Genomic DNA, 7,806 nt, shown 5'->3' on the forward strand with positions numbered 1-7,806 from the left:
TTTGACAGTGAGGGTAATTCGATGGTCAAAGCCAGGATCTACCGCCCTGCATCTGCCAACAAACATTTCTGGATCAATAAAGCCATAAGTAGCTAACCATATGAAATCATACATTTCTGACTCCTTGTTCAGGTACTCTGCTTCGTTACAACTCCGGTCACATAGCTACGGCTATGCTCCCTCCGTTGTGTCTCGCATAGCACCTGCCCAAGTAGCCAGAAATATATGATTCCATATGGCCAGCTACTTATTCAACGCTTCGGAGCAGATGCTTCGGCTTTGCTCGGAATATCGTTATTGGACAACGATCATCCTTTGGGGGTGTGATGATAACGGCTTATTGGCCCAGGACGAGGACGGAGTCTTTAAAATCCACGGCTACGACAGCAATGGCCATTGGTGCAAAAAAGCAGTTGGAAACACTGGCACCAAACTCTATACAGGCAGTTTCAGCCCCTCTGGACGAGTGCTCTTTACCTGTGATGACGACAGAAGTGCCAGCATCTGGAAGATCACACCCTCAGAGTAATACCGGGTGAGGGAGGAACTTTTCCCGGTTTATCGCATCAAACGTTAAATACGGAATAATATTACTAATTAAAACGAACGCTTTGGATGTTTACTATTCAGCACGGTGCTGCGGGTTATGTACAAATGTACTGTCCGCAACCCAATGATCATTCTGACCAACAGGTATCTGCAGACAACGCACATATCCCACTCCGTAACGTTACTCCCATCACCGATTGTGCCCGCTACCTGAAGCAATCGGCACCACCGGTTGGCGACGCGTTTCATTTATTCGACTTCGGGAACAAGAAGGATGAATTGATCCGTTTCTATCGGCAAAAGACCGGCAACGGATTTCTTTTTGTTATCCGGCATCCGGACGACCTGGATCATCACCCCTTAAGAAGGCTGCATTATTACCCCGTTCCCGGAAGAAAAACCGAACATCCCGGGCTTATTTATCAGTCGTTGCCCATCACTCTGATTTTTGATTGTGACAACCTCAGACCCCGACAGCTGGCCTCATTGAATGAGCTGTTGGAGAACCCACCCCGGCTGGATGGCAGGCCCATCAGCTCAACAGTCAGCCGGGTTGTTCTGGCCAACGCACGTTTAATGCGCCAGCCTGACGCTCCTGGTCCGGATTTCTGGCGTCGGATATTTGCCTTGAATGGACCTTCTTCAGCACCCGTCAACGCCCCTTGTCCCAACCATGAGGCCGTTGTTCGGTCCGTAAGCCATCGCACCGAGCCGCCAGAGCCCGGGAGTTTGCAGGTTCACTGTGCTGGTCAGGATATCTTTGCCCGTCTGTTTGGCAACCTGACCATCAATCGTGCGGGAGAACAGTATTTCCGCAAAGGGATGATCGACAGTCAGCCGGAACCTGTCACCATCTGCCTGGTGGACCCTCCGGATGCCGGGAGCCGATTCTGGCAGTATTTGTCTGACATTCTTGAGCAAGGCTACTTCATCGCCAATGGTGAACGGGTGAAGCTGCCAGCATCACTGGTTTTGCAGCAATATCACACCCCGACAGCCCATATCCGGGCATTCAAACAAGCAGTCACCAGCACACCGGTGTTACCCGAAAAAAGCTGTGGGATTATCAATACCCATAATTTCGACGCGATCTTCAGCGATCTGTCCGCACAGGAAAACACGCTGCAACAGACCGATACCTTTCAGAAGATGGCCAGCGAATTTGACCAGCTGTTAATTACCGGTGAGCTGACCGATCAGCAATGGCGGGTCCTGAAACAACGGGCGGAATCACTGCCGGTTCCCCCCAGGTTGGTGACCGGCGATTTGCCAAAGCCCTCCGGTGACCGTGTTGTCCGGCTGTATACTGACAATGTTGCCCATATTGGCCATATTGCCAGCAACGCCCACCGCTATCACCTGGCCAAAGGGCAGCAATGGGAGGAGCTGTGGTTTACCAGCAAACTGAAACTTTCCGGTAAGTTGAGTTTCCGGCTGAGTCATTCCCCCTTATTGCTCAGGCTCCTTGCGGGTGAACCGGTGGTGCTGACCGGGCTGGAACACACCCCGGTCCTGGCAGGACACCTGGAGTCATTGCTGGCACCTGAGCCCTATCTCTGGATTTACGGCCAGAAAATTGCTCTGCCCAATGGTCAGCTCCATATTGTCTGGCCCGGTCACCGTTTACTGAACCAGGGTTTCTGGTACCAGCGTTGGCAGCAACAGGATGCCGGGGATAGTCAGTCAACCAGCCGTGCCGATCCCGCCCAGTCCATTATCGCCGGCCATCCCCGGGCTAAGGAGCGATTAAGCCGTCTTCTGAAGAGCATCCGGCTCTTGCCCCTGAGCCCGAACAAAAGCTACCCGGTCATTCCGGTTCAGGCACCTTCTGAGTTCCTGGCACTGCTTGAGGCTCAGCTCCACATTGAACAGCGTCTGGATCGTGCCGAGACTCTTGATCTCTTCCACTGGCGCAAGGCCCTGAATAAGTTACTGGCCCATCCCGTGCGCGGTGATTTTGTTATTTACAGTTTTGTCAAAGCACAGATCAGCGCCCAATTTCCGGATCACATGGCAGGGGTTGATCGTGATGGCATTGCTGCCATCCTGGAAACCATGCCGGTCCTGAAGCGCCCAGAGGACCTGTTAGCTAATTTCTGGCCGTTAGCCCGTTATATGGCACCAGCACTGGCCGACTGCCTGCCTGCAACTTGGCAAGAACGCCCTGCCCACGCCTGTATCGTGAGGATGGCTGCCGTTATCAAAGCAATATTCACTGAAGAGGGCATCAAGGCACATCATTTGTCGGTGCTGGATGGCAACATCCAACCCTGTCGTGGCCATCGTCTGCGCCTGCTTTACGATGCCCTGCTGGCCTTTGCCAGAGACAGCCACCACCGGGGGCTCCCGGTGCATCAGCAAGCCATGGTCCTGAACCATCAACTGTCAGCCATTACCCAGTGCCATCCGTCTGAGCCAACCCCGCAGCTAGAGCAGCATCTGCACCAGCAGCTGCAGCGCTACTTTCCCGCACAGCTGCTGACAACCTCGTTGTCAACACTGGCCGCAGATTGGCTACAGGCCAGCCATGGTCATAAACAGCAACAGGCCAGGCGGCTGGAGCAGCTGATTGCCATGCTTGATAAGCATAAAATTATTGAGCTGACTGGTCCGGCGGGCACCGGTAAATCCTGTCTGGCCGTTGCCACCGGGCAGGCAATGCAGAAACTGCAACACGCATCAAAGCATTGGCTCGTTGCGGCCATTGGCGCAAAGCTTGGCCAACAGGCAGTGACAACACTGACTATGGGACCAAACACCACATGGGAGTATCTGTACGGCTCCGTGACCCTGAAGAAAAACTGGTTGGGTCATCTGGCTTCTCATTCGCTCCCGGGCCAGCTAACGGATTGGGCCAAAAGTTCCGAACCGGGCCTGCTGGTTATTAATGAAGCTAACCTGGTGCCGCAAGGGCTATTGTCGCCGCTGAGTGGTCTGCTGGAATCGCCTCCCAGGCTCTGCGTTAACGGCCAGACGATCGGATTAACAGAGAAACACCGGGTTTTGCTCACCGGTAATCCAGAGAATTATCCGGGGCGGCATCTGGATCCTGAATTGAAAAGCCGGATTCTGAACCTCTATTACCGGCCACTGCCGCAGTCCATCCTGAAACAAGCCATCATTGCGCCACTTATGCCGGATGGCTGGCCCATGGAAGTGAAATCCACCGCTTCGGCCACCATTCTGTCTCTGCTCGCTGAGTATAAAAAACTGTTATCCACAGACTACGAGCTGACACCAAGGGATCTGAACGACATCATGGCCCGGTTGAGAATGCTCACTGTTGATACACCCTGCCCCACCAGCAATGAACAAATATTCGCACTGGCTGCCGAAGCGTGTCGGCAAAGTCTGGGCGGACGGATCGACCAGGACCGGCGATCGGAATGGCAAGCGCTCAGAGCTTACTGGTGCAGCGGTGGCCAGGCTGACGATCAGGTGCTTGACCAGCACCAGCGTGCTTTCCAGCAGTTTTTCAGTCAGTTGACAGAGGTGAATCAAAAGCAATCAAAGCCTTTGGTCATCAATACTCCGGCCACCAGAGAGTACATAAAAACCTGCTGGCAATTTCTGCAACTCAGGGAGCCGGGAAGGGTTGCCATGGTGGTGGAAGGTACTGCCGGGTGGGGTAAGGATGCCCTGTTACTGCTGACGCTGACCACCTGGCAACAGCAAACCGGTAAAGGCTATCAGCACCTCAATGGGACACCAGACCGGTTTAACCAGTTCGTGCAGGCTTTTAACCGTGCCTGGCGTCTGGGTGAGGTGCTGGTGGTCAGTGAACTCAATATTATTCCTTCCGGGCCATTGGAAGAGTTTCTCAATGACCGCCTGCCGCTGCCTCACAAGGATGGGTTCAAATTGATTGGTACCGTTAATCCGCCCACCTACCCCGGACGGACGGCATTCCCGCCGTCATTGACCAGTCGATTTACTGGCGTCCAGGTCGACCACGATGCCTTTAAGGACTATCAGCTCAGGCTGCAGGCCATGGGGATATCAGACAGACTCAGCCAGTGGCTGACCGCTTGCGCCCATGGCATCAATGATAATCTCCGGCAGCAATTCCTTTCCCTTGAGCTGACGCTGCCGCAGCTGCTTCAGGTCGCCGATCGATTGACCCGCATCTCCATGGGGCAGTGGCCTGAGTATCTGCGCCAGGAGTGGCAACCCTATCTGAACAGCTGCCAGCCTGAATTTGAATGGCCCTGTATTCCCGGCCAGTCAGCAGAAAAAGAATCTTCCAAAGATTCGGAATCACCGAAGACTTTCAGTCTGGGAACTCCCCCTGAAGTGTCTAACGAATATTATGTAACCCGGTTTTTTCCTGGTCAGTGGGATAGCGCGCTGTATCGACTGGAGCTGTTCACCGTCAGTGTGACCACTGATCAGAATTTAGTGCGAAGCCAGTTGTTAGAGCGTCCTGTCGATCAGAGTTTTCTTTTGCCCATGTTAGCTGCGCGCAGTCATCTGAAAAAGGGTGAAACCAGCGGACGCCTGATACTGAAACCGGGCAGTGAATGGCAGCCATTACCATCACTGACGGCCGCAGACCGTTTAACCGGTCTGCACACGATCCCGGCAGAGGCACCGCTGGAGCTGGCACAGGACAACCATACTGGCCAGTATTTTGTTCGTTCCCGGTTAACCGAACCGGTGGCTGTGGGCTTTATTATCAAACCCGATCCGAAGTACTTTAAGCCGTTAACGGCGGCCGATCCCATCGAAACGCAACCCCGGCGATGCCCATCCCTGATCAAAGTACATCTGGATCAGGAGGTTTTCATCCAGCAACCAACGAACTTTCCGGGCTATCAGAAGTTGCGGGAAATAGGGCAAATAAGGAATCTGTCCGAACGGCTGCTGGCCCTGATCGATTGGTTCAGAGCTTTTTCTTACGAACATAACTTTGTCGAAACTGGCATCAGCCTGGTCAAGCGATTGTTGCAGGAGCAGCAGGGCAGCTGTCGCCACCGTGCATTTCTGTTTCAATTACTCTGTCTTTACTGGGGTATCGAAGCCCGGATAGTAAAATCGGAATCACATGTGTTTGTTGAGGTCAGAACCTGCAATGGGTGGCGACTTTGCGATTTATGGGGCATCGAAAGCATTGTCACATACTTACCTGAGCCGAAATGGGAGGGTATCCACGTATCAGTGCCGGTGTCGCCAGTCAAGTCAACTGTCGGACAAGGTACAGGCAGTCATGCCTCCGGCTGGAACCGGCTCCTGTCACTGGTCATCTCCCTGTGCCAGCAATGGCAATGTTCTAAATTCGCACTGCCTCAAGAGGCCAATAGCCTTGTCAAAGATGCCGTTCTGGAAGAGTTCCGGAAAAATTTCCGCCCTATCCCCATGAGCAGGCACTTATCAGCCCAACGTTACTATTCGTCGTCAGGAGGCAGACAACGTATCACAGCATTTGATATTGCCTACCGTCTGGCACCGGAACAGTATCTGCTGGCAGCCAGACACGCCATTGACCATTTTTGTACCCTTGCTCCTCCGGAAAAGAAAGCCATTATTGACTGGAGCCACTGTATGCTCATCAGGTCAAAAAATTATCAATCTCCAAAACAGCATGATTTCTGTCAGTGGTCGGAGTTTGCCTGGCAACTGTATCTGCAAAGCCCGAATGACTTTCCCGTCCTTCCTGTGCAAAGCCTGCAGGCCGTGACCCGGTTCAAGTTTGATCATGATGGTACGGCGCAAAGACTGGACCAGCGCCTGTTCCGGGTAGAGTCTATCAACAGAACCTGGCTGAAAAATGTCAGGGACAGTCCGGAGGCCGACAACTTTTCTCTGCTGTATGACTCGGAAACATTGCCTCAGATGGCTGTTACCGATGTTTACTGGAGCCATTCCTCCCGGGGCAGACTGGATCTTGCCCGACTGATCCGTGGTGAGCCCTGTTTCCCGGAAAAATCAACCTGTTACCTGGAGACCAATACTCTGATGCTGTCCAGTCAGTTTTTGATCAACAGGGCGTTGGATGCCCTCAAACTGGCCACCAATCGACATACCGGGGCACTGTTTCGTGATGAACTCCCTTACCAACCTGGCACATTCTTAATTGATTACATTGATCATGCAGAACAGAACCGGCAGTTAATTCGCCTGATCAGCGATCAACGCTCTGCTGAAATATATACCCCGGTGATATGCAAAGACCTGGAAAGATTCCGGGTGTTAATCGTCGGCAACTTCTGTGACCAGGTCACTATCTTTGAAAGTCCGGCAGGGCAAAATTTTAACTTGATCGGCAGTGGGATTTTTTCTCCGGGTATTGCCCTGGATTGCCAGGAGTCGCTGGGAACCATAAAACGCCTGCTCAATGAACATGATGCAACCATTTTAAGCACGTGACGAAACGTCAACAGGCCCTGAGTACAAAGGAACTTTTGCCGCTTTACACCATCCAAACTGGCTGACGGACCGCAATTACTATCAGAAAAGTACTAATCTCATGCCTCCTATTCAGCCCGGTGCCGTGGTTAATGCGCACAATGATAATCTACCCGGTGATCATCCTGTTGTAAAAGCTCGGAAAAGGTTGGCAAATTCTACAGGCGATCCTCCACAGCCCAGTAAAATCCGTAAAAAAATGCTCGTAACTGAGATTTTGTCCGTCAAAAATGAGCAGTCATATTTAGTCCAACAGGCATCTGCAGATAGTGCACATTCCAGCCCAATCCGTAACATCACGCCCATCACAGATTGTATCAGCCACCTGAAGCAATCGGCAGTTGGTGATGCGTTTCATTTTTTTGAATCCAGTGATGCGAAGGATGAATTGATCCGTTTCTATCGGCAAAAGACAGGTACCGGGTTTGTTTTTATGATCCGGCATCCAGACGACCTGGATCATCACCCGTTAAGAAGGCTGCACTATTATCCCGCTCCCGGACAAAAAACCGAGCGTCCCGGGCTTATTTATCAGTCAGTGCCCATCACCCTGATTTTCGATTGTGACAACCTCAGGCCCAGACAGCTGGCCTCATTGAATGAGCTGTTGGAGAATCCACCCCGGCTGGATGGCATCCCCGTCAGCACGACAGTCAGCCGGGTTGTTCTGGCCAAAAACGATTTAATATACCAGCTTGACGCTGCCGGACCGGATTTCTGGCGTCGGATATTTGCCCTGGATAGCCCCTCTTATGCAACCTTCAGTGCCACTAACCTCCCGGCCGCTGTGCCATCCTGGTCGGTAAGCCATCGCACGGAGCCGCCAGAGCCCGGGAGTTTGCTGATTCACTG

Annotated in this window: 3 protein-coding genes; all 3 read left to right on the top strand. The window is 52.7% G+C overall.

Translation table 11 applies throughout. The annotated features are described in order from the left end of the window. Nucleotides 1-235: 235 nt before the first annotated feature. Nucleotides 236-529 carry a hypothetical protein gene (locus CX664_RS21175; protein ID WP_101748650.1) on the top strand — a complete coding sequence of 98 codons (294 nt, stop codon included), beginning with the start codon at nucleotides 236-238 and terminating at the stop codon, nucleotides 527-529. An 86-nt stretch (nucleotides 530-615) separates the two neighbouring features. Beyond that, entirely contained in the window at nucleotides 616-6,915 is a 6,300-nt protein-coding gene (locus tag CX664_RS21180) for a transglutaminase-like domain-containing protein (RefSeq protein WP_101748651.1), read from the top strand. A gap of 100 nt (nucleotides 6,916-7,015) precedes the next feature. Continuing rightward, the coding region (locus CX664_RS21185; protein ID WP_146000195.1) for a hypothetical protein at nucleotides 7,016-7,806 on the top strand (791 nt) is incomplete at its 3' end.

Source organism: Endozoicomonas acroporae (assembly GCF_002864045.1).
GTDB lineage: Bacteria > Pseudomonadota > Gammaproteobacteria > Pseudomonadales > Endozoicomonadaceae > Endozoicomonas > Endozoicomonas acroporae.

What these genes read in the sequence shown, in the direction of transcription:
- CX664_RS21175 (WP_101748650.1), top strand. Translation starts at nt 236, where the DNA reads ATGGCCAGCTACTTATTCAACGCTTCGGAGCAGATGCTTCGGCTTTGC.
- CX664_RS21180 (WP_101748651.1), top strand. Translation starts at nt 616, where the DNA reads ATGTTTACTATTCAGCACGGTGCTGCGGGTTATGTACAAATGTACTGT.